This is a genomic window from Peribacillus sp. NJ11 (assembly GCF_030348405.1).
Classification (GTDB): Bacteria; Bacillota; Bacilli; order Bacillales; family DSM-1321; genus Peribacillus.
The window spans coordinates 4,271,888-4,289,787 of record NZ_JAUCFO010000001.1; the positions used below are offsets into that span (position 1 = coordinate 4,271,888).

Genomic DNA, 17,900 nt, shown 5'->3' on the forward strand with positions numbered 1-17,900 from the left:
ACCGCATATGGGCGGTTTTCAATTGGTGAGCGTCAATTCTTTTGCCAAATCAGGCAAAGGCTTCTTTTTGACGGATATTAAGTGTTCATTTTCATAGATACAGGCAAATTCCAGTGGTGGGTCATCCTGTAAAATATCTTTTAGATAATACTTTATATTGGACACCACTTCATCTGCCTCCATAACCCATTGATATGGCTTCCAGGCAAGTTCTCCTTCATCACAGGCACCAAGCCCGCCCCCAGCATCTTCAGCTCGGTAAACATACATTCCACCCGTTTGATTCCATGTCACAATCCCTCGAAAGGCCAACCCCTTGACCTTCAATCCAGTTTCTTCAAGAATTTCGCGCTCCATCGATTCATCGATGGTTTCACCTTGTTCTAATTTCCCACCTACTCCATTCCATTTATGCCTATTCGGATTCTTTTTGCGAAATAGCATCAACACTTCAATTTCGTTGGATATTTTTCGAGTTATGAAACAAATATTATATATGATCTCCATAGTTGTTTCCTTTCTAAAACGCACATTATTCGCATCTACTTCATAATTACTTTATACTTAAATAACGAACCTCAGGAAGGAGAATTTTATGAAACTGACCATTTCCGATCAGGCAGCTAAGTGGTATATTGATGAACTGGGGCTTCAAGAAGGCTCTCATTTGCGCTTTTATGTAAGGTATGGTGGACATAGTTCCGTCCAAAGCGGCTTTTCATTAGGTATCATGCAAGAAGAACCAGAAACTACAGGAGCCGTAACAACATTGAATAAGATTAATTTCTATGTAGAAGAGAAAGATATCTGGTACTTTGATGGTCATGATTTAATTATTACCTTAAACGAAAAACTGTCTGAACCTGAATTTCACTATGAAAAAGGTGCTTGACAATGTGCAGCGGTGTAAACTGCTGTTTTTTCTTGTTTCAATCGAGCAGACGCTCTTTAATCTCTTCCGCCTCAAGAATTTCCTTTTGCTTGTCCCCTAATAGATCGAAATGAGAGTAACCATCCTTCCTGTGGTGAATCCACTCTTTTTTAAGGCCGTATTTCTTACCCCACTCCGATAAACGCCCTAAATCTTTGCAGCCCACTTTTGTAACCGTCTTGCAACCAGGAAATCGGTCATCGATCCAATAATGAGTTAAAAAAGCTATTTGGCCTTGATCAATTCGCTGTTTCCAGGTTACGACGTCTACCCGTTTAATCCCAAAAGCCATTTCTTGATCACCTCAATAATTGTTATTAAACCAATTCATCCTGCTTTTTATTTTTTTCATAGGCCTCATGCCAATCAGGAAACATGCGTTTAATGGATATCGGGCGGAAGCTCTCCTTTTTAACGCAAACGTGAGAAGAATGACCTGTAGCCGCCACTTCATTTTTCCCATTAACAATCTCATATCCATAAATGACCCGTAAGCCGTCATACTTTTCAATCCAGGTTTTAACCTTTACCTTATCACCATATCGGACAGGGGTTTTATACGAAGCCTGAATATCCATAACAGGTGAGAGGATGCCATCCGCTTCCATATCAGCATAATAAAAACCTAAATCATTTATCAATTTTGTCCTGCCCAGTTCCATCCATATAAAATAATTCGCATGGTAAACGACACCCATTTGATCCGTCTCTGCATACCGCACTTCAATTTCGTTTTCTGCTATGAACATTTTGTTTCCCCACTTTCATGTCTATTGCAATAAACATTTTACCATAATAACTATTCAAATTTCATTTAAGCTGTTTCAACGGTCTGCTTCGCAATATAAAGAAGGGGAGAAAGATTTCGCGCCTCTTTCTCCCCATTACCCATTTGCTACATATTATCGTTACTATAACCGCTTTCCCGTGCTTCTTGCTCTTCTTGCATTTCTTCCTTCATCCCATCGATGCTCTTTCTTCTTCGTTCATTTTTGTCCTTAATTGCCTCTTTTTCCGCCCCTGAAGAGAATGATAACGTTTCATTTGCTGCGATTATGTTTTCTTCTGTATTTTGAATCGCATCCTGAATTTTTTCAACATTATCCAAACGGTTATCCTGATTGTGTTTATATGAGCCCATTAATTTCACCTCATGTTATTTTGTTTACATAATATTATTACGATTACTTTATTAAATCCCTTGATTACTCACCTTTAGTTTGAATGACTTGAGGATGTTTCCCTGATTTGTCCTGCATTTTCTTCCCGTTATTCCCACCTGCTGCTATTGGTTGTGTCCCCAGATGGCTTGGTCTAAAGTGTTTGGAATCTTTTTTTGGATTACCCATTCTATATCGCCTCCTTCTCTTATCATGGATATAAAAGAGGAAATTCATGAATGCCAGTTTTTGAAAAATCCAAAAAAAAGAGCCAGCACTCTGAAGGGACCTTCATGGCACTGACTCTTATTTCGAAATCTTTTGCAAAACTTATTCAGCTTTAAGCATATGTTTTTTTTCAAGACGTTCCTCAAGTCTTTCCATTTGTTCCAGATCCATCAGCAATTCTTTTTTGTTTTCTTTAATTAATTCTTCAAATGTCCTTTTTCTTTTTTTCATGGTTTTCACCTACTTATATTTAGTATATTATTCAGCATTGCCAAATTAATGTAAAATTATGACTATATGGTCTCAATCCATAAATTGTCATAATTATCAGATTTTTAATCCGATAAAAATTCAATTACTACACTCTCTATACTTTAACCCTTTTTTCATGAACATTAACCATATTTTTTTATTTTTTTTGATTTTTCCATTAACTTTTGACAACTTTGTTAACATTACAAAAAAGGGAACCTCATAAAGGTTCCGCTGGATTGTATTCAATCTCGAAGAATATCGAGTTTACCTAGAGTATGAAGAGAAATCCATATGACCATTCCAAGCCACCTTTTGTAGACAAACTAACTGAACCTCAAAAAGGTTTCGCTATTGCATGCTATTGATGTTACGTTCCATATCTTTAAGTTGCATGGCAGAAATTACCTTGTTCCTGATAATGCCTTTTTTGTCGATGAAGTAAGTTGTCGGAATGCTAAGAATCTTATAGCGCTCATTCACTGGATTTTTTGCACTTTGACTATCCAGCGGTATGGTAAAAGTAATTCCATTATTGTCTACAAAGGATTGTACATCATTTTCCGGGTCTATATTGACAGCAAGAACAACAACATCATCACCCGCTTGTTGTGAATATTTCTCCATATCCGGCATTTCCTTCTTACAAGGCGGGCACCACGTTGCCCAAAAATTCAGCATTACCTTTTTCCCCTTATAATCCGATAATTCAACTTGTTTCCCATCCAAAGTTTTCAGGGAGAAATTCGGTGCTTTAGCTCCAATTTTCAATCCGCCCAGTGAATCCTTTTCATCATTTTCCTTCGGTTCATTATCCATCGCCTGCACGATCGCTATCGTAAAGAGTGACAGTAAGACAACCGAGGCAATAATTTTTTTAAGCATACTCGTCCCCCTAGTCCCATTACAATAAAAATATTAGTCCATTTCCAGAAATAGAACTACTTCCCTATTTCATCTTATCAATAAATGGACAGTCGGAAAAGTGAAATTCCTATCATTTTATCATGGTATCCCCTGTTTTCATAAACTTGACACAAAAAAAGCGGTAAACCTATCAAGTAGGTTTACCGCTTCCTAAGCAGAAATTAGCCTTTTAATTTATTGCGTAATACCATTTGAAGGATACCACCGTGACGGTAGTAATCGATTTCGATTTCGGAATCGAAACGAACAAGTACATCAAATTCTTTTACGTTTCCAGCTTCATCAGTAGCAGTAACTGTTACGATATCACGTGGTTTAACCGTTTCGTCGATTTTAACTGCAATCGCTTCTTTACCAGTCAATCCAAGTGTTTCAGCGTTTTCGCCTTCTTTGAATTGAAGTGGAAGAACACCCATTAACGCAAGGTTAGAACGGTGAATACGTTCAAAGCTTTCAGCGATGACTGTTTTGATGCCAAGAAGGTTAGTACCTTTCGCAGCCCAGTCACGAGAGCTTCCCATACCATAGTCTTTACCAGCGATGACTGCAAGACCTGTTCCATCAGCTTTGTATTTCATACAAGCATCATAGATAGCCATTACATCGCCTGTTGGCCAGTAAGTTGTGTATCCACCTTCTGTACCTGGAGCAACTTGGTTACGGATACGGATGTTTGCGAACGTTCCGCGCATCATCGCTTCGTGGTTACCACGACGAGAACCGTAAGAGTTAAAGTCACGTGGTTTCACACCGTTTTCACGAAGGTAGATACCAGCTGGTGTATCTTTACCGATTGCACCTGCAGGAGAAATGTGGTCAGTTGTAACTGAGTCACCGAATTTACCTACTACACGCAAACCGGAAAGCGGGTTAACTGAACCTGGTTCTGGTGATAATCCTTCAAAGAATGGAGGATTTTGAATATATGTTGATTTAGAATCGAAAGCATAAATCGCTTCGTTGCTTGTTTGGATTTCATTCCAACGTTTGTTATCGTTGAATACTGTTTCGTATTCTTTACGGAATAATTCCGGTGTAACTGTTGCTTTAACAGCAGCGTTAACTTCTTCTTGTGATGGCCAGATATCAGCAAGATATACATCGTTACCATCTTTGTCTTTACCAAGTGAATCATTGTTAAGATCGAAGTCCACAGTACCAGCAAGTGCATATGCAACAACCAAAGTTGGAGAAGCAAGATAGTTTGCTTTCACTAGTGGATGAATACGACCTTCAAAGTTACGGTTACCAGAAAGTACTGAAGTTACTAGAAGATCTGCTTCAGCAACTGCTGCTTCGATTTCGTCCGCCAATGGACCTGAGTTACCGATACATGTTGTACAGCCGTAACCAACTACGTTGAATCCTAATTGATCAAGGTATGGTTGAAGACCTGCATCACGAAGGTAACCAGTAACAACTTTAGAACCTGGTGCCAATGATGTTTTTACATAATCCGGAACAGTCAAGCCTTTTTCAACTGCTTTTTTAGCGATAAGACCTGCTCCAAGCATTACGTACGGGTTAGAAGTGTTCGTACAGCTTGTGATTGCAGCAATTGCAATCGCACCTGTTTTCATTACCGTTTCTTTACCATCGGCAAATTTAACAGTTACTTCTTTATCCAATTCGGAATTGTCCATGCCAAAACCTTGGTTGCCCATAGGTGCATTGATAGCGTCATGGAAAGATGTTTTCATTTGAGAAAGTGGAATCAAATCTTGCGGGCGTTTAGGGCCTGAAAGGTTTGGTTCAATTGCTGAAAGGTCGATTTCCACAACATCATTGTATGCTGGATCTTCGTTTTCAGGAGAGTAGAACAATCCATTTTCTTTGCAGTAAGATTCAACCACTTTAATTTGTTTTTCATCACGGCCTGTTAAACGCATATAATCGATCGCTTCTGCATCAACAGGGAAGAAACCAACTGTAGCACCGTATTCAGGAGCCATGTTAGCGATTGTTGCACGGTCAGCAAGTGGAAGGTATCCTACTCCAGGGCCGTAGAACTCAACAAATTTACCAACTACGCCGTGTGCACGAAGAACTTGTGTCACTTTCAATGCAAGGTCAGTAGCTGTTGTACCTTTAGGAAGTTGGCCAGTCAATTTAACTCCAACTACTTTTGGAACCGGGAAGTAAGAAGGCTGTCCTAGCATGCCTGCTTCTGCTTCGATACCGCCGACACCCCAACCAAGAACACCAATACCGTTGATCATTGTAGTATGTGAATCTGTACCGAATACAGAATCAGGGAATACTTCGAAGTCGCCGTTTGGAGTTTCAACAGCATGAACCACGTTCGCAAGGTACTCAAGGTTAACTTGGTGAACGATACCAGTTGCCGGTGGAACTGCACGATAGTTGTTGAATGATTTTTGAGCCCAGCTTAGGAACTGGTAACGCTCTGCATTACGTTCGAATTCAAGATCCATATTGGCATCAAGGGAATCCATTGTACCTGCTTTATCAACTTGTACAGAGTGGTCAATTACAAGGTCAACCGGAATTTCCGGGTTGATTTTGTCTGGATCTCCACCAAGTGCTGCGAATGCATTACGTAAAGAAGCTAAATCCACAACAACTGGAACACCAGTGAAATCTTGTAGGATTACACGTGATGGCTTGAACGGAACATCTATATCTTGTTGCTCGCTTGTTCCCCATTTAGCAAGGTTCGCAACGTGTTCTTTTGTGATGACTCTTCCGTCTACTTGGCGAAGTACCGCTTCAAGTAATACTTTGATGGAATATGGAAGGCGTGATACTTGGCCATCCCCTGCATTTTCAATAGCGTCTAGGCTGTAGTAGTTGTAGCGTTTTCCTTCAATTTCAAAGGACTTACGCGCTTGGTATACGTCATTTTTCGTCATGAATATTACCCCCTATTAAACTGTCAGAACTTATTCTGCACATAAAAGTAAAACCTGGTTCACTGAAACCATGTTTACTATAAATATAAATAAAAAAGTTAGTTTGTCGAATTTTCTCTCTCTTCTCCCACCCTAACTCTTCCTTCAACTTAATACTAATATAGAAATGAGTATAAGTAAATAACAAGAAAGTTATTGTTTTTGATAAGTTTCTCTTATAGAAAAAAATTCCCCACATGTTAAAGTGCATTTAGGAAGCCTTACCAACGTGGTTTTCATTGAAAATACTACCATTTACGACCTGATAAATTATACCAGTAAAACATATTAGTCATACATACATAATCATTCCGCATTATCACATTCTATGGGTGGAGGTGTCGAAATGACAAAACAAAAGGCAAATCATGTTATACCAGGAATGAATGCTGCAAAAGCGCAAGGTAATGGAACAGGTTACAATGATGAACTGGGAAATGAACCCCCATTATCGGAAATGCAAAGGCAAAATAATAAAAAAAGAAAGAAAAACCAATGATCTCCCTCTTTTCTAGGCTTTAAATAGGATAGGCTTTTTGAAATTGCAGATGTACTGCTCTTTTCAAAAAGCCTATTCCATTATAAAAATCAGGAAAATCCCGATAGACCTAGGCACTCAATAGTCCTCTGAATTGACCTCATTGACGATAGCCTGAATATCCTGCTCGAATTGCTTCAATTGTTCTCTCTGATGCTCGGAAGCGGTGACTAAAGCAGATTGTATTTGCTGATAGGCCTCATTCACTTCCTGCTTCACATGTTTCAATTCCGTTCCGTAATTCGGTGCGTTTTTCTCGATCGATGAGTATACATCAAATACTTGTTGATAACTTTGCTGGGCTTCCTGGAAAGTCCTTCGCTTATCCTGTTTATCCTGCATTTGGGTTCAGCTCCTTAAATATAGTGTCCATCCATAGCATGTACGAGGTTTGCAAATATATGTATGTGAATAAAATTTCACGGACTGATTATCTTAAGTAGTAGGAGGGATCGCAAATGAACAAAAATGATGGTAAAGATATTCGAAAAAATGCACCTAAAGGAAATAACCCAGGTCAACCTGCACCGTTAAGCGGTTCTCATAAGGTAAAAAATAGACAGCACACCCGTCAGAAGCATAACAGCAGTCATGATATGTAAGCTGCTTATATAATCGATCCAAAGCGAAGCGGTGCCGCCCTTAAAGGCAGACACCGCTTTCGTTTTATGTTTTCACTGCAATCAAGTCGCAAGAAGAATGTTCGATAACTTCCTATTATAATGCCAAATTTATTTGGCACCTCTTTCAATACGCTTGTTCATATCAGGTCAGTGCCATTCTCGTTTCTTCACCCAACATAACGATGATATAATGTTTTGGCTTCTGCAATATCTTTTGTTCCATGGATCAATGCCCGTCCATCTTTAAAAATAACCAACCGATGGGTTCCGTTCGTAAATGAAAGTAAGTAAGGATTTCTAACGATTTTCCCACCTTGTGCAAGAAGATTTTTTTCCAGTTCCGCTAGGTCTCTTTCAAGTTTCATCGCCGGCCGGATCTGAACAGAATCCCTCCCGCATAATACGGCAGTCTTTGTTTGATTTGAAAAGGAAAGATGTGGATAAGTACGATTTTCCCCGCATGACAAACAACTGTCTTTTTTTAATTTCGTTACATCAATGGACGAGTGCTCATTTTTCCAAAGGTCGAATGATACAATCTTGTTTCTAAGGGATGCATAATCTTCGACAAGGATTTTTAATGCTTCCGCCATTTGATGGGCAACGACCGTTTGAACGGCAGGGCTAATGATCCCAGCCGTATCACAGGTCAGCCCTCCAATTGGAACCGTTTCAAGCAAACAATTCAAACATGGGGTCACCTCTGGAATCACCGTGTAACTTATCCCATAACTCCCTACACAGGCTCCGTAAATCCAGGGTATTTTATATTTTTGTGCACTATCATTAATGATCATCCTGGTATCGAAATTATCAGTGGCATCCAATATTAAATCCACGTCTTCAACGAGCTTCGCCAGTTCATCAACCGAGACATCCGCCACAAGCGATTTTACGGTAACATCTGAATTTAACGCATTCAAACGATTCTTCGCTGCCACTGCTTTAGGTATTCTTTTTTCAGCATCTTCTTCACAATAAAGCTGTTGTCTTTGAAGGTTACTCCACTCCACATAATCCCTGTCTACAATGGTCAGCTTCCCAATTCCTGCTCGTACAAGGCCTTCCGCACTTCCTGTACCAAGAGCACCCGCTCCAATCACTAAAACGTGTTTTTTGCGAATTTTCAATTGCCCTTCTTCCCCTATAGGGCTAAAAAGTTCTTGACGTGAATAACGTTCATTCATCCAATGCTCATTCCTTCAACTGGACTGCTTGCAATGGCGTATTCATTTTTTTCAATTCTTCCTGCTTCATACCCTAATCGACCTGCTTCAATGGCAAGCTTCATTGCTTTCGCCATTTTGACGGGGTCTTTTGCTCCGGAGACTGCAGTGTTAAGCAATACGCCATCCGCCCCTAATTCCATGGCGATTGCCGCATCGGAGGGCGTTCCAATCCCTGCGTCAACAATAACCGGAACCTCTGATTGTTCGATGATGAATCGTAAGTTCAGTGGGTTTATAATGCCTTGACCAGAGCCAATCGGTGAAGCACCAGGCATGATTGCATGACATCCCACTTCTTCCAGGCGTTTAGCAAGCAACACATCATCCGAGGTATAGGGTAAAACAGTGAATCCCAGTTTCACTAATTCTTCAGCAGCTTTTAAGGTTTCAATCGGATCGGGCAGAAGGGTTTTTTGACAGCCGATGACTTCTACCTTAATCATGTCACATAAACCTGAAGCCTTAGCAAGGTGGGCTATACGCACTGCTTCTTTAGCCGTTTTAGCTCCTGCTGTATTGGGAAGGAGTGTATATTTTTTCAAATCAAGCTTTTCTAAGAAATTAGGCTGACTGGCTTCAAAAATGTTCATTCTCCGGACCGCAAACGTTAATATTTCCGTCTCTGAAACCTCCACTGATTGCTTTTGAACATCGAAATTTGGATATTTCCCAGTACCTAATAATAACCTTGAAGAAAATTCATAAGAACCTATCTTTAACATTTCATCCGCCTCCTACAAAATGTACAATCTCGACCTTGTCTCCATTTGACAAAAGTGTTTCACTTAGATTTTCTTTTGTTAATATTTCATCATTCAATTCAACGATCACTACTTTTTGATGTAAATTAAAGTGTTTCAAAAGCCCTGTAACTGTTGATTCATCAGCAGGTATCCGTATTTTTTCCCCGTTAATAATCAATTCCAATTCATCCACCTCCATTAAGAAAAAAGGGTCTGTATCGAACGATCCAATCGAAAAGCGGACCATTCAGGATTTGTCTTCCTTTCCACCATATCCGCTATAAGTACACCTGTAATTGGAGAAAGCAGGATGCCATTCCTGAAGTGCCCCGTTGCAATGAAAAGTCCTTTACATGCTGGGTGCTCACCAAAATATGGCAATCCATCCCCTGTTTGGGGGCGTATACCTGCCCATGTCTTTTCCCACTCGGTTCCTTTAATTGCCGGAAGCAATTGCGTTGCCTTTTCTATTAACGTTGAAATCCCTTCCAAACTTACCTTTTGATCGAAAGTGTTCGCTTTAACCGTTGCTCCGACAATGATTCTTCCGCCAACTTTGGGCACAAGATAGCAGCCATGTGAAAAGATCGTTTTTTCAAGTAATGGACGATCAGTCAGGACGGAAAAGCACTCTCCCTTTACCGGATATGTATCGAGGTTTATCCCTGATTTTTCAAGGAGGAAGGCACTCCACGCACCACTTGCCACAATTACATTTTCACTTGAAAATTCGCCTATATTTGTGACCACTCCTTTTACACATCCGTTTTCCGTACATAAATCAGAGACATGGACAAATTCCTTTATATCTACACCAAGGGAAGCTGCAGATTTAGCAAAAGCGAGCGACAGCCTGGTGGCTGAAACTTGTCCATCCTTCGGAATGAACATGGCTCCCTTAATCTCATCCGAAAGAAGCGGTTCCATTTTCCTTATTTCGGCAGTCGATAACCATTCCGCATCTAGTCCCGCATCTTGCTGGACTTTGATCATGTCCTTCAATTCGGCTACCTGATCATTCGTTAGCGCCACCTTAAACATACCCTTATTCACTAATTCGATGTCAATTCCACTTAAGTCCTTTAATTCTTCCGACAGTGCAGGAAACATCCCCCTGCTTCGGCTTGCCAAACTAAAAAGCGGGTTATCAGCATCTAATTCGGCTTGTGCTCCTAACATCCCGGCTGCAGCACTGGATGCTTTACTGGCAATTCTATCTTTTTCCAATAAAAGGACCTTTTTACCTCGTTTGGCTAATTGAAAAGCAATGGATCCACCAATTACTCCTCCCCCAACAATGATTGCATCATATATGGAATTCATTTTATATCTCCTTTCCTAAAGACTTCGAATATTCTTTAACGGCTCTAACCGGGTTTTCAGCTTCAAGCACACCTGACATGACCGCAATTCCGTGTGTGCCCGCATCCTTTACAACTTGGCAATTGGAAGGAGTTATTCCGCCTATCGCAATAATCGGAAGATTGACATTTCTTGTGATTGCTTGAAGTTCCTCCACTCCCTTAGGAGGTAGGCCGCGTTTTGAATTTGTTTCAAAAACATGTCCATAGATCGCGTAATCGGCCCCGTTACGGAAAGCGGCTTTCGCTTCATCCATGGAATGGATCGAACAGCCAACACTCATCCCTGGAAATGCTCCTTTTACGACTCCTGCATCTAAACTATGAAAAGCCAATTGCACACCAAATACTTTGTGTACCCAGGCTACATCCACCCGATCATTTATGATGATCTTAGACAGCGGAATCTTATTATCATGTAATAGGGTCACTGCCCGATAGAGTTCTGATGCATTCATGTGCTTTTCCCTTAGATAGAAGAAATCAACATGTTCCTGAATCCTAGAAGCGATTTCTACGAACTTTTCAATTGGCTGTTTCCCAGTAGAAATAATATGCAATTCTAGTGCATTCATACTAAGAACCCCTAACTAGTAAAGTTGCAATCTCATAAAATCAAAGATAGTAACGGGAATTGAATCGATAGATAAAACCCAGCCAACAGCAGGATGAAAAAATACAGAATGAATCCATGGTCCTTTCTTGAAAACCCAAATTCATAATAGTATGTTCGATCCCGCGTGTCTGTAAATCGCTTGGCCTCCATCGCAACCGCGATTCGGTGAGCACGTCTGATGCTTCCGGATAACAACGGGATGGAATAAGCTTTCATTTTAAAATATACCGATCTAATCCCTTTTTCCCTTTTGAAACCACGTACCTTCATTGCGTTTCGTATCGTTTGGAATTCCTCCATCATGATGGGGATGAGCCTTAATGCCGCCATGAAACTATAGGCATATTTCGGTTTAAGCTTTACTTGCTGCATTAAGGAATAAAACAAGTTCACTGGTCTCGTCGTTAAGGAAAAAGTTAAACCTAGTGCCGCGAAAAGCAAAGCTCGAAAGCCTACCAGTAATCCCCTCATGAAACTTTCTTCAGAAATCGATATGAGACCCCACTCAAACCAAACCGTTTCACCTTGTCCGAATAATATCATTGCGGAAGAGGTGGATATAAAAATGAAACAAAAAGGGATCGACAAAAGTAAGATGCGTTTTATCGAATGCCCGGTAAAAAACAAAAATAAAAGTAAAACGCCAATGGTAATATTCATCATGTAATTCAGGTCATGAATGAATAGCGCCACGATGCATAACACGAGCAATACACAAAGTTTAAGGCTTGGATTAACCTTATGGAGCCATGTTTCTGTATTTGTAACATTCATCTACATGACACTCCTTTTAACTTTTGTCTCCATAAATCCTGATTGCGTGATGTTTTCATCCCTTATTACGTATCCGTCTTTAACCGTCCAGATCCTGGTTGCAAAGTTGTTTGAAATATGATCGTCATGAGTTACCATGATCACTGTTGTTCCGCGCCTTCGGTATTCCTCAAACCATTCCAGTAATGCAAAGGTATTTTTCGAATCTTGGCCAAAGGTTGGCTCATCCAGGAGAATGATTTTTTTGTCTATTACGATTGAGGCAGCTACACTTAAGCGACGCTTTTGACCCATTGATAATTGAAACGGATGTTTATCCCGATGTGCCTCAAGGCGGAACACTCCAAGCAATGATCGGACTCTCTCCTCGATTTCTTGTTGCGGCCTTTTTTCAATTCTCAATGAATAAGCAATTTCTTCATATACAGAATTTGCAACGAACTGAAACTCAGGATTTTGAAAAACAAACGTCATATGATCCGTTAGATTTTTCACCCTTCTAATAGGGGACCCCATTAATTCATACTTACCACTCGTTTTTATGAACTGCATCAGTGAATGTAAAAGAGTACTCTTCCCCGCGCCATTTTCTCCACTGATTACAATCCATTCCCCTGAATTGACCTGCAGCTCTTCAACCTTGATTTTCGCTTCCTTTTTCCGGAATCCGCTAAAACCTTGCACATGCATAAGGGGGGAACCAACACTAAATGGGTTTTCACGAATGAGCTCATGGTCATGTACATACTCATCCCAAACACCAGGGAACCAAATTCCATGTTCTTTCATTTCATTTTTATATAGGGAAAGAATGGTATCTTTTGGACCATCAGCTATGATTTGACCGTCATCATTAAAAAGCACGATTCGTTCGATGAATTCTAAAACATGATCAATTTTATGTTCCACGATAATAACCGTCTTGTCTCGTCCGACTCCCTTCAACAAGTCCCAAATTTCTTTTGTTCCTTCCGGATCGAGCATGGCGGTTGGTTCATCTAAAAATATCACTTCCGGTTCAAGGGCCAATACTGAAGCAATGGCCAGACGCTGTTTCATCCCGCCTGATAATGTATCAATACTTGTATGGATATCTTTTAGGTTCAATCCTACCTCATGGATATGTTTTTGGATCTTCTCTTTCATTTCTTTCTTAGGGACGGAAAGATTCTCAAGGACGAAGGCAATTTCCTCATCCGCAAATGGCATGCAAAACTGACTATCAGGGTCTTGAAAAACATATCCCCATGAAGAAGGACACTTCAATTCTTCCGCCTTCATCGGAACTTCGATGGAATTCGGAATTAATCCGCTTAATACTTGCAAAAGAGTCGACTTACCACATCCTGATGGTCCCAACAATAGAACTTTTTCACCTTTATCAAATGAGACGGATAAGTCCTTGAAAATCAAGGACTCATCACCTGGAAATTTCATTCTTAACTTCTCAACATGAACGATTCGTTCCATGGCCATCAACCTCTACTTTTGGTCCAGTTCTGCATAATCTTTACTTGAAACTGGACGAACAAGATTAGTTACTCCTGTTGCTTCCAGGACTTTAACTAGATAATAAGCTGTTACACCTGCAAAGAATATGGAACCCAAGAACCTCGCAATCATGAATAACGATAGATTCCAAAGGGAGAGCGCACCTATTTCCCCGTATGCAAAATCCATGATGACTGATCCCAGGCAGGAAGCCACCGCAGCTAAAACGGCCACCGACATATTGAATTTTTTATATCTGAACGCCATGAACAGCAGTTCAGCGAACAAACCTTGGACCACCCCATATAAGAGTACGGTCAACCCCCATGGTGAACCCAGAAAGAATTCACCGGAAGCTGCAGCTATCTCTGCCAGAAGTGCTACACCCGGTTTCCGTAAAATCAAAAAGGCAACGGGGCCAGCTATAAACCACATTCCATAAATAAGTTGATCTAGATGTAATCCGAATGGTTTAACGGAATAATAAATCGAACCCCAAAGGATATAAACGATTCCAAATGCTACGGCAATCACGATAGTGACTAATATATCCGTTAATTTCAATCCTTTTTTCATGTTTCATTCTCCTTTATACTTCCAGTATTTCCTTATGAACAGGCCATGTCTCTAAGCGATAAGCCATTTCCCAAAATGAGTATTCATATTGGCTGCTAAGGATAAAATGTTCCTTCATTCTTTCCTTATCTTCATCTGTTACTTTTTCAGCAATCTCATCAAGCCTCGCAATTTGTTCTTCCACCAAAGAGCGGAACCACTCTCCTCCGTAAGCCGCTATCCATTCTTGATAAATCGGCTCTTCCGGTTCACACCCTTGCAGCTTTTCGCCAATTTCATAATACAGCCAGTAACATGGCAAGATAGCTGCAATAACATCCCCTAAATGTCCAGAATACGCCGCACGATACATATGGGAAGTGTAAGCATAAGCAGTCGGGGCGGGTTTGAAATTTTCCCTTTCTTCTTTTGTGATGCCTAATCTCTCAGAAAAATTTTCATGAAGCTTCAACTCCGCTTCATATGTTCCTTGTGCGTGGCCGGCAAGCCTGCTTGTTGTATGTAAGTCTGTTGCCTTTACTGCTCCTAAAGCTTGAACTCTAGCAAAATGAGATAAATAATAGGCATCTTGCATGACATAAAAACGAAAACACTCTAATGGCAATGTGCCATCTCCAATTCCTGCAACAAACGGGTGATTAAAACTAGCTTCCCAAATATGATCAACTTCCTGGCGGATTTCCTCTGAAAACTTCATGTCCATTACCTCCAAATTCTATTTTTCAATGAATGATACGGGATAAAAAACTTTAATCACCTCTTTTTTTGCAAATAAAAAACCACTTTCTTTAACGTAAAGAAAGTGGTTGTACTTGAAATAATACAGAAACGTATTGTCCCAGACCCCACTTCCCTACGCTGGTATAAACCAGATCAGGTTCTAAGAGTCTTAAAGTCATACTTTAATCTCAGCTTCTCAGGTAAAATCAAATTTCACCTATAAAGCACCCCTAGTGGTACAAATTGTATATATAATTCATTTGCCTTTATATTAACACGATAAATCCAATTGTCAAACGATTAGAAAAAGTTTTCAAGCTATATTGCTTTAGGATTACTAGCCTTTCAATCTTGCATACCCGCCTAACCACGATCAATTAAACCATTGTTAATCCACCATTTACGGAAAGAGTTTGCCCCGTAATATACCCTGCATCTTCCGAAACGAAATAGGCAACAGCACTGGCAATGTCCTCGGGTTGAGCTAGCCGACGAAATGGAATAGCTTTTTCCAAGGCGCTTGCTATACCATCATTATAAGAGCCTATTTCTTGAAATAGAGGAGTATCAGCAGGGCCTGGTGCAACACAATTGATGTTGAGTTTGTGACGTGCCATTTCTCTTGCTATCGTTTTTGTGAAGGCAATCACCCCTCCCTTAGCAGCCGAATAAACTGCCTCTCCACTTGATCCGACCCTAGCTGCATCTGATGCAATATTTACTACCTTGCCGTAACCATTTTCAATCATGAGAGGTAAAATTTCCTTGCAAGTATGGATCTGCCCAAGTAAATTAATATCGATAATCCTTTTCCAAGTGCTGGGATCACTTTTTAAAAAAGGTTCCACCTTATCCCAGCCTGCATTATTAACCAATATATCTATTCTTTGATAATGGTTCACTGATTCTTCAACGGCTTTTTTAACACTTTCTAATTTCGTTACATCACAATGGACCGCTCTGGCTTCAAAACCCGACTTTTCGATTATAGAAACCGTTTCCTCTGCATTTTTATGATTTATATCAGCCACGATGATGTTAAAATTGCGAGAAGCCAATTTTTTTGCAATCTCTCTGCCAATTCCGCTTCCGGCACCTGTGATAAATGCCATTCTTTTATTCATCATATTCCCCTCCACTTTCACCATTTAGTCAATATGGATTTATTTAAGCTGCTTATATATTGTCTATTATCTTTTCATTTATCATTTCCCGGAGCCGGAATTTCTGGATTTTCCCGCTTGCCGTACGAGGAAAGTCATCCATTATTTCAAGAAATTCAGGCCAATATTGTTTGGCCAAACCCTTTTCCGAGAGAAATTCCTGCATGGAATCCATCGTGATCGGGCTCTTCCCCATTTTCATGCTGATACATGCACATGCTTTTTCCTGAAGACGAGAATCTGGAACAGCGATAACCTGAGCGCTAGAAATATCCGGGTGTTCATACAATACATTTTCTACATAAGCGACTGGAATATTTTCGCCACCACGTATGATTATGTCTTTGTTTCTTCCAGAAATCCGGATAAATCCATCTTCATCAATAAATGCTCGATCACCGGTAATGAACCATCCGTCACTATACTCAGCTAAAGTATCATCGATCCGTTTAAAATAGCCGACAAAAAGAGCCGGACCCCTTACTAATAAAGAACCTTCTATATTCGGAGCACAGATCTCCCCTTCAAGATCCACTACTTTTAGCTCCATCCCCGGAAAGGGAATTCCGTCGGTATTCATCAGTTTTTCTTCTGGATCCTCAAGTCTCGTCAAGGTTACCAAGCCATCTTCCGTTTGTCCCCATCCTGACAATATCTTGAACGGTACTTTTTCCACGGCTTCCTTTACTAAATGCCTGGGAATCGGGGCACCTAAAGCTACGAAGACTCGTAGCGAATTGAGGTCATAACTTTCTATCCCTTCCATTTGAACCGTATCTTGCAGAAAAGGAGTAGCTCCCGCCGTAAACGTTATCTTTTCCTTCTCAACCCATTCAATAAACTCTCTCGGATTCCAAATGTCTTGATAGACTCCCGTACCTCCAATATGAGTAGGGAGCCTAACTCCATAACCAAAACCTGTTTGATGAGCGAACGTTGACGCCATGAAAAGAACGTCATCGGAGGTTAAATGTAAGTGGTCAATCCAATAATCCGTTGATATACAAAGAGTATTATGTGTATGCATTACTCCTTTTGGACTTCCAGTGGTTCCCGAGGTAAAGATAATTTCAGTCACATCATTGGGGTCATGTGTGATTTCATCCAAAATGGATGAATCCATCCGGTCTTCCCAAGTTTCCTCAAATAGTGAGGAGAACAGTTTCATCCCCTTCGGCGCCTTGTCCCCAATCACATATATATGTTTCATTGATGGCCATTGATGGCTTAGTCTCTCAATCATGTCAGGGTAATAAAACCCACGGAAATAATCTGGTACAACAATCATTTTTGATTCTGCCATCCCAACCATATAGCCAATTTCCCTATCCCGATAAATCGGTATCAAGGGATTGCTAATGGCACCGATTCTTGTAACAGCATAATGTAAGATTATAAATTCATTCCAGTTAGGCAGTTGAAAAGAGACAACATCCCCTTTACCCAATCCTATATGCAAGAGACCCAAAGCGATTCGATCGACCAACTTACCAAGCTGCTTGTAAGTAAAACTACTTTTTTTATCGATAATCGCTATCTTATCTGGATGCTTTACTATAGCATCATTCAAATAATCCAAGATCGTTCGGTTTGGCCAAACGCCTTGATATTTCCCCACATATTCCTGAGTCAAAATCGTCTCCAATTTCACCAGTT

General features: G+C 40.3%; 23 protein-coding genes and 1 riboswitch. Of the genes, 3 read left to right on the top strand and 20 right to left on the bottom strand.

The window, feature by feature from the left end; genetic code table 11:
• Positions 1-18: 18 nt before the first annotated feature.
• On the bottom strand, positions 19-507 hold the full coding sequence (locus QUF86_RS20925; protein ID WP_289316622.1) for an NUDIX hydrolase: 489 nt from the start codon (positions 505-507) through the stop codon (positions 19-21).
• An 88-nt stretch (positions 508-595) separates the two neighbouring features.
• Here QUF86_RS20925 and QUF86_RS20930 point away from each other — a divergent pair, with 88 nt between their 5' ends.
• The gene (locus QUF86_RS20930; protein ID WP_289316623.1) at positions 596-892 is read left to right on the top strand and encodes a HesB/YadR/YfhF family protein; all 297 of its coding nucleotides are present in this window, start codon (positions 596-598) and stop codon (positions 890-892) included.
• Between the two features lie 37 nt (positions 893-929).
• Here the strand turns inward: QUF86_RS20930 and QUF86_RS20935 are convergent, their stop codons facing one another.
• The 7 genes from QUF86_RS20935 to acnA form a co-directional block, all read right to left on the bottom strand.
• On the bottom strand, positions 930-1,223 hold the full coding sequence (locus QUF86_RS20935) for a hypothetical protein (RefSeq protein ID WP_289316624.1): 294 nt from the start codon (positions 1,221-1,223) through the stop codon (positions 930-932).
• 25 nt (positions 1,224-1,248) lie between these two features.
• Positions 1,249-1,680: an acyl-CoA thioesterase gene (locus tag QUF86_RS20940; protein WP_289316625.1), complete on the bottom strand. Its 432-nt coding sequence runs from the start codon at positions 1,678-1,680 to the stop codon at positions 1,249-1,251.
• Positions 1,681-1,826: 146 nt separating this feature from the next.
• Entirely contained in the window at positions 1,827-2,072 is a 246-nt protein-coding gene (locus QUF86_RS20945) for a small acid-soluble spore protein Tlp (protein WP_289316626.1), read from the bottom strand.
• 64 nt (positions 2,073-2,136) lie between these two features.
• Positions 2,137-2,280, bottom strand: coding sequence for an acid-soluble spore protein N (locus QUF86_RS20950; RefSeq protein WP_057275900.1), 144 nt, complete (start codon positions 2,278-2,280; stop codon positions 2,137-2,139).
• A 141-nt stretch (positions 2,281-2,421) separates the two neighbouring features.
• Complete coding sequence (locus tag QUF86_RS20955; RefSeq protein WP_289316627.1) at positions 2,422-2,550, bottom strand: FbpB family small basic protein; 129 nt, start codon at positions 2,548-2,550, stop codon at positions 2,422-2,424.
• A 372-nt stretch (positions 2,551-2,922) separates the two neighbouring features.
• Positions 2,923-3,456 (bottom strand): TlpA disulfide reductase family protein, encoded by a 534-nt coding sequence (locus QUF86_RS20960; protein ID WP_289316628.1) that lies wholly within the window; start codon positions 3,454-3,456, stop codon positions 2,923-2,925.
• Positions 3,457-3,659: 203 nt separating this feature from the next.
• Positions 3,660-6,371 carry an aconitate hydratase AcnA gene (gene acnA, locus QUF86_RS20965; protein WP_289316629.1) on the bottom strand — a complete coding sequence of 904 codons (2,712 nt, stop codon included), beginning with the start codon at positions 6,369-6,371 and terminating at the stop codon, positions 3,660-3,662.
• Between the two features lie 385 nt (positions 6,372-6,756).
• On the opposite strand from acnA, the gene sspO reads away from it, so the two are divergent.
• Positions 6,757-6,909 (top strand): small acid-soluble spore protein O, encoded by a 153-nt coding sequence (sspO, locus tag QUF86_RS20970; protein WP_289316630.1) that lies wholly within the window; start codon positions 6,757-6,759, stop codon positions 6,907-6,909.
• Between the two features lie 117 nt (positions 6,910-7,026).
• Here the strand turns inward: sspO and QUF86_RS20975 are convergent, their stop codons facing one another.
• Positions 7,027-7,290, bottom strand: a complete 264-nt coding sequence (locus QUF86_RS20975) for a hypothetical protein (protein ID WP_061462981.1) — start codon at positions 7,288-7,290, stop codon at positions 7,027-7,029.
• A gap of 116 nt (positions 7,291-7,406) precedes the next feature.
• Here QUF86_RS20975 and QUF86_RS20980 point away from each other — a divergent pair, with 116 nt between their 5' ends.
• Positions 7,407-7,550 carry a small acid-soluble spore protein P gene (locus QUF86_RS20980; RefSeq protein ID WP_063233544.1) on the top strand — a complete coding sequence of 48 codons (144 nt, stop codon included), beginning with the start codon at positions 7,407-7,409 and terminating at the stop codon, positions 7,548-7,550.
• Positions 7,551-7,738: 188 nt separating this feature from the next.
• Here the strand turns inward: QUF86_RS20980 and QUF86_RS20985 are convergent, their stop codons facing one another.
• The 11 genes from QUF86_RS20985 to QUF86_RS21035 all read right to left on the bottom strand — a co-directional run bounded on the left by QUF86_RS20985 (position 7,739) and on the right by QUF86_RS21035 (position 17,895).
• Positions 7,739-8,758: a thiazole biosynthesis adenylyltransferase ThiF gene (locus QUF86_RS20985; RefSeq protein ID WP_289335508.1), complete on the bottom strand. Its 1,020-nt coding sequence runs from the start codon at positions 8,756-8,758 to the stop codon at positions 7,739-7,741.
• Positions 8,755-9,522 carry a thiazole synthase gene (locus QUF86_RS20990; protein ID WP_289316632.1) on the bottom strand — a complete coding sequence of 256 codons (768 nt, stop codon included), beginning with the start codon at positions 9,520-9,522 and terminating at the stop codon, positions 8,755-8,757. The genes QUF86_RS20985 and QUF86_RS20990 overlap by 4 nt, the downstream gene beginning before the upstream one ends.
• Before the next feature lies 1 nt (position 9,523).
• Positions 9,524-9,727, bottom strand: a complete 204-nt coding sequence (gene thiS, locus QUF86_RS20995; RefSeq protein WP_289318398.1) for a sulfur carrier protein ThiS — start codon at positions 9,725-9,727, stop codon at positions 9,524-9,526.
• Between the two features lie 14 nt (positions 9,728-9,741).
• On the bottom strand, positions 9,742-10,866 hold the full coding sequence (gene thiO / locus QUF86_RS21000) for a glycine oxidase ThiO (protein WP_289316633.1): 1,125 nt from the start codon (positions 10,864-10,866) through the stop codon (positions 9,742-9,744).
• Between the two features lies 1 nt (position 10,867).
• Positions 10,868-11,479: a thiazole tautomerase TenI gene (gene tenI, locus QUF86_RS21005; protein WP_289335509.1), complete on the bottom strand. Its 612-nt coding sequence runs from the start codon at positions 11,477-11,479 to the stop codon at positions 10,868-10,870.
• A 32-nt stretch (positions 11,480-11,511) separates the two neighbouring features.
• Positions 11,512-12,294 carry an energy-coupling factor transporter transmembrane component T family protein gene (locus QUF86_RS21010; RefSeq protein ID WP_289335510.1) on the bottom strand — a complete coding sequence of 261 codons (783 nt, stop codon included), beginning with the start codon at positions 12,292-12,294 and terminating at the stop codon, positions 11,512-11,514.
• The gene (locus tag QUF86_RS21015) at positions 12,295-13,764 is read right to left on the bottom strand and encodes an ABC transporter ATP-binding protein (protein WP_289316636.1); all 1,470 of its coding nucleotides are present in this window, start codon (positions 13,762-13,764) and stop codon (positions 12,295-12,297) included.
• Between the two features lie 12 nt (positions 13,765-13,776).
• Entirely contained in the window at positions 13,777-14,361 is a 585-nt protein-coding gene (locus QUF86_RS21020; RefSeq protein WP_289335511.1) for an ECF transporter S component, read from the bottom strand.
• 13 nt (positions 14,362-14,374) lie between these two features.
• Positions 14,375-15,058 carry a thiaminase II gene (tenA, locus tag QUF86_RS21025; protein ID WP_289316638.1) on the bottom strand — a complete coding sequence of 228 codons (684 nt, stop codon included), beginning with the start codon at positions 15,056-15,058 and terminating at the stop codon, positions 14,375-14,377.
• 136 nt (positions 15,059-15,194) lie between these two features.
• Positions 15,195-15,323, bottom strand: a riboswitch (TPP riboswitch).
• A gap of 135 nt (positions 15,324-15,458) precedes the next feature.
• Positions 15,459-16,205: an SDR family NAD(P)-dependent oxidoreductase gene (locus QUF86_RS21030; RefSeq protein WP_289335512.1), complete on the bottom strand. Its 747-nt coding sequence runs from the start codon at positions 16,203-16,205 to the stop codon at positions 15,459-15,461.
• Between the two features lie 52 nt (positions 16,206-16,257).
• Positions 16,258-17,895: an AMP-binding protein gene (locus QUF86_RS21035; protein WP_289335513.1), complete on the bottom strand. Its 1,638-nt coding sequence runs from the start codon at positions 17,893-17,895 to the stop codon at positions 16,258-16,260.
• Positions 17,896-17,900 lie beyond the last annotated feature (5 nt).

Excerpts from the sequence above, each read along its gene's own strand:
- QUF86_RS20925 (WP_289316622.1), bottom strand. The coding sequence starts at position 507 with ATGGAGATCATATATAATATTTGTTTCATAACTCGAAAAATATCCAAC.
- QUF86_RS20930 (WP_289316623.1), top strand. The coding sequence starts at position 596 with ATGAAACTGACCATTTCCGATCAGGCAGCTAAGTGGTATATTGATGAA.
- QUF86_RS20935 (WP_289316624.1), bottom strand. The coding sequence starts at position 1,223 with ATGGCTTTTGGGATTAAACGGGTAGACGTCGTAACCTGGAAACAGCGA.
- QUF86_RS20940 (WP_289316625.1), bottom strand. The coding sequence starts at position 1,680 with ATGTTCATAGCAGAAAACGAAATTGAAGTGCGGTATGCAGAGACGGAT.
- QUF86_RS20945 (WP_289316626.1), bottom strand. The coding sequence starts at position 2,072 with ATGGGCTCATATAAACACAATCAGGATAACCGTTTGGATAATGTTGAA.
- QUF86_RS20950 (WP_057275900.1), bottom strand. The coding sequence starts at position 2,280 with ATGGGTAATCCAAAAAAAGATTCCAAACACTTTAGACCAAGCCATCTG.
- QUF86_RS20955 (WP_289316627.1), bottom strand. The coding sequence starts at position 2,550 with ATGAAAAAAAGAAAAAGGACATTTGAAGAATTAATTAAAGAAAACAAA.
- QUF86_RS20960 (WP_289316628.1), bottom strand. The coding sequence starts at position 3,456 with ATGCTTAAAAAAATTATTGCCTCGGTTGTCTTACTGTCACTCTTTACG.
- acnA (WP_289316629.1), bottom strand. The coding sequence starts at position 6,371 with ATGACGAAAAATGACGTATACCAAGCGCGTAAGTCCTTTGAAATTGAA.
- sspO (WP_289316630.1), top strand. The coding sequence starts at position 6,757 with ATGACAAAACAAAAGGCAAATCATGTTATACCAGGAATGAATGCTGCA.
- QUF86_RS20975 (WP_061462981.1), bottom strand. The coding sequence starts at position 7,290 with ATGCAGGATAAACAGGATAAGCGAAGGACTTTCCAGGAAGCCCAGCAA.
- QUF86_RS20980 (WP_063233544.1), top strand. The coding sequence starts at position 7,407 with ATGAACAAAAATGATGGTAAAGATATTCGAAAAAATGCACCTAAAGGA.
- QUF86_RS20985 (WP_289335508.1), bottom strand. The coding sequence starts at position 8,758 with ATGAATGAACGTTATTCACGTCAAGAACTTTTTAGCCCTATAGGGGAA.
- QUF86_RS20990 (WP_289316632.1), bottom strand. The coding sequence starts at position 9,522 with ATGTTAAAGATAGGTTCTTATGAATTTTCTTCAAGGTTATTATTAGGT.
- thiO (WP_289316633.1), bottom strand. The coding sequence starts at position 10,866 with ATGAATTCCATATATGATGCAATCATTGTTGGGGGAGGAGTAATTGGT.
- tenI (WP_289335509.1), bottom strand. The coding sequence starts at position 11,479 with ATGAATGCACTAGAATTGCATATTATTTCTACTGGGAAACAGCCAATT.
- QUF86_RS21010 (WP_289335510.1), bottom strand. The coding sequence starts at position 12,294 with ATGAATGTTACAAATACAGAAACATGGCTCCATAAGGTTAATCCAAGC.
- QUF86_RS21015 (WP_289316636.1), bottom strand. The coding sequence starts at position 13,764 with ATGGAACGAATCGTTCATGTTGAGAAGTTAAGAATGAAATTTCCAGGT.
- QUF86_RS21020 (WP_289335511.1), bottom strand. The coding sequence starts at position 14,361 with ATGAAAAAAGGATTGAAATTAACGGATATATTAGTCACTATCGTGATT.
- tenA (WP_289316638.1), bottom strand. The coding sequence starts at position 15,058 with ATGAAGTTTTCAGAGGAAATCCGCCAGGAAGTTGATCATATTTGGGAA.
- QUF86_RS21030 (WP_289335512.1), bottom strand. The coding sequence starts at position 16,205 with ATGAATAAAAGAATGGCATTTATCACAGGTGCCGGAAGCGGAATTGGC.